Origin of the sequence: Ilumatobacter sp. (assembly GCF_049588435.1) — a bacterium.
GTDB lineage: Bacteria > Actinomycetota > Acidimicrobiia > Acidimicrobiales > Ilumatobacteraceae > Ilumatobacter_A.
The window spans coordinates 1-2,197 of the sequence record NZ_JBAVYV010000382.1; the positions used below are offsets into that span (position 1 = coordinate 1).

Annotated in this window: 3 protein-coding genes; all 3 read left to right on the plus strand. The window is 69.5% G+C overall.

Annotated elements, in window-relative coordinates; translation table 11 throughout:
• Nucleotides 1-817, plus strand: an 817-nt coding sequence (locus WBV89_RS14745; protein ID WP_423982113.1) for a phytoene desaturase family protein, incomplete at its 5' end; no start/stop codon positions are given.
• Nucleotides 818-850: 33 nt separating this feature from the next.
• Complete coding sequence (locus WBV89_RS14750) at nucleotides 851-1,534, plus strand: DJ-1/PfpI family protein (protein ID WP_423982114.1); 684 nt, start codon at nucleotides 851-853, stop codon at nucleotides 1,532-1,534.
• Nucleotides 1,535-1,616: 82 nt separating this feature from the next.
• Nucleotides 1,617-2,078 (plus strand): helix-turn-helix domain-containing protein, encoded by a 462-nt coding sequence (locus WBV89_RS14755; protein WP_423982115.1) that lies wholly within the window; start codon nucleotides 1,617-1,619, stop codon nucleotides 2,076-2,078.
• Nucleotides 2,079-2,197: the final 119 nt, after the last annotated feature.

The following is a 2,197-nucleotide window of genomic DNA, read 5'->3' on the forward strand; positions in this document are numbered from 1 at the left end:
GTTCGTGGGCGCCGCACACACGACCGGATGGCCCGTGGCGGAGGGCGGCTCGCAGGCGATCACCGACGCGCTGGCCACACTCCTCCGCGAGCTCGGCGGCACGATCGAGACAGGGTGTCGCGTCACCTCGATCGACGACCTCCCTGCGAGTCGCGTGGTGATGCTCGACGTCGCCCCGCTCCATGCAATCGAGATCGTCGGCTCCCGCATGCCGGGTCGGGTCCGTCGCGCCTACCGGCGGTGGAAACACGGACCGGGGGTCTTCAAGGTCGACTTCGTCGTCGACGGAGGCCTCGACTGGACGAACGAGGCGTGTCGACGCGCGGTCACCGTGCACTGCGGTGGAACACTCGAGGAGATCGCCGCTGCCGAGTCCGACATCCACGCAGGGCGGATGCCCGATCGACCGTTCGTGCTGGTGGGCCAGCAGTACCTCGCCGACCCGACACGATCGGAGGGAGACCATCATCCGATCTGGGCCTACGCCCACGTTCCCAGCGGCCACACGGGCGACGCCACCGATGCGGTGCTCCGCCAGATCGAGCGATTCGCACCCGGCGTGCGCGACCGGATCGTCGCGATCGGAACACGATCGCCCGCCGACTACGAGCGCGACAACCCGAACTACATCGGCGGGGACATCGCCACCGGAGCCAACAGCCCGTTGCAGTTGGCCGTCCGCCCGCGCGCCGCTCTCGACCCGTACCGGATCGGTGACGGCATCTATCTCTGCTCGGCGGCGACGCCGCCCGGCGCCGGGGTGCACGGGATGTGCGGCGCACACGCGGCGGAATCGGCACTCCGCGCGCTGTGGTGACGGGTGCCACGGCCCAGCACTAACGTCGACGAGGTGGAATTCGACACGGTGGGCGACGCCGAGAGTGATGGCCACGCGGGCTGGCGGCATCGCGTCGCCGACACGATCGACTCGTTCCGCCACCGCAACGATCGTCTGGCTCGCTTCGGTCCGGGACACCTGCCGCCGCTCCACTCGACCCGCCGCCCCGACGCAGAATGGCGCGTTGGCGTGTTGGTCTTCCAAGGCGTCACGTCGAACGAGATCGACGAGCCCGTTCGACGGATCGCCGATCGTCTGCACGCGGACCTCGTGTTCGTCGGCGTCGAGGTCGGACGGGTGCAGGCGGTCGAGCCGGCTCGGACGGTGGACGTCGACATCACACCCGACGACGCACCGGATGCCGACGTCCTCGTCATCCCGGGCGGGATCGGATGGGAGCGCCTCGTCGCCGATCTGACGTTGATGGCGTGGCTCACCCGCAACGCGCAGCATGCCCGCGCGGTCCTCGCCATCTCGACCGGCAGCCTGCTGCTCGCAGCGGCCGGACGTCTCGAGGGTCAGAAGTCGACCGGGCACTGGCTCGCCCGCGACGACCTCGCGCGTCTCGGAGCCGCAGTCCAGTCGGACCGGATCGTGCGCAGCGACGACGGTCGGATCGTCACCGCATCAGGGGCGCATGCCGCGCTGTCGGCGATCGACGAACTGCTCGAGCGGGTTCTGTGGGACGTCCACTGACCGCTTCGATCGAGCGCTCACGCTCCTGACCGTCGCGCGGCGACGCGCCGATACCGTGGACCGCCATCCCCGGAAAGGCACCATGGACCCCGACGACACCACCGACCCGATTGCGCACGCCCACGTCGCCGACCCGACGAACGGACAGGACGACCTCGCACAGTTCTTCGCTGAACAGAACGACACCGACGGGTCCGAGACGCTCGACGACGAACGCCACATCGGCGCCCGCCTCGCCGAGGCCCGGTCCGCGGCAGGATTCACGCAGCGGGAGATCGCCGATCGCATCGGGGTGAAGGAGTCGACGATCGCCAAGTGGGAGACGGGCGACACCTCGCCACGCGGTCACCGCGTGAGCAAGTTGGCCGGAGTGCTGGGTGTCAGCATCTCGTGGATCCTGATGGGTCGAGGCGTCGAACCCAACGGTGGCGGGAGCGACATCGAACGGATCCGCGCCGACCTCGATTCGGTCCGTGCTCGCCTCGACGATGTCGTGAACGAGCTGGCCGTGCTCGATCAACGTCTCGCCTCCGTCGACGACTGATCACGGCTGCAGCGCAGCGCGCATGAACGCACGCAACTCGTCGCGCAGCTTGCGCAGGCCCGCAGCGTCGGCGGTCCACCCCACCGCGCGCAGCGCTTCGGGTTCGGTCGCGATTCCGG

What these genes read in the sequence shown, in the direction of transcription:
- WBV89_RS14755 (WP_423982115.1), top strand. Translation starts at nt 1,617, where the DNA reads ATGGACCCCGACGACACCACCGACCCGATTGCGCACGCCCACGTCGCC.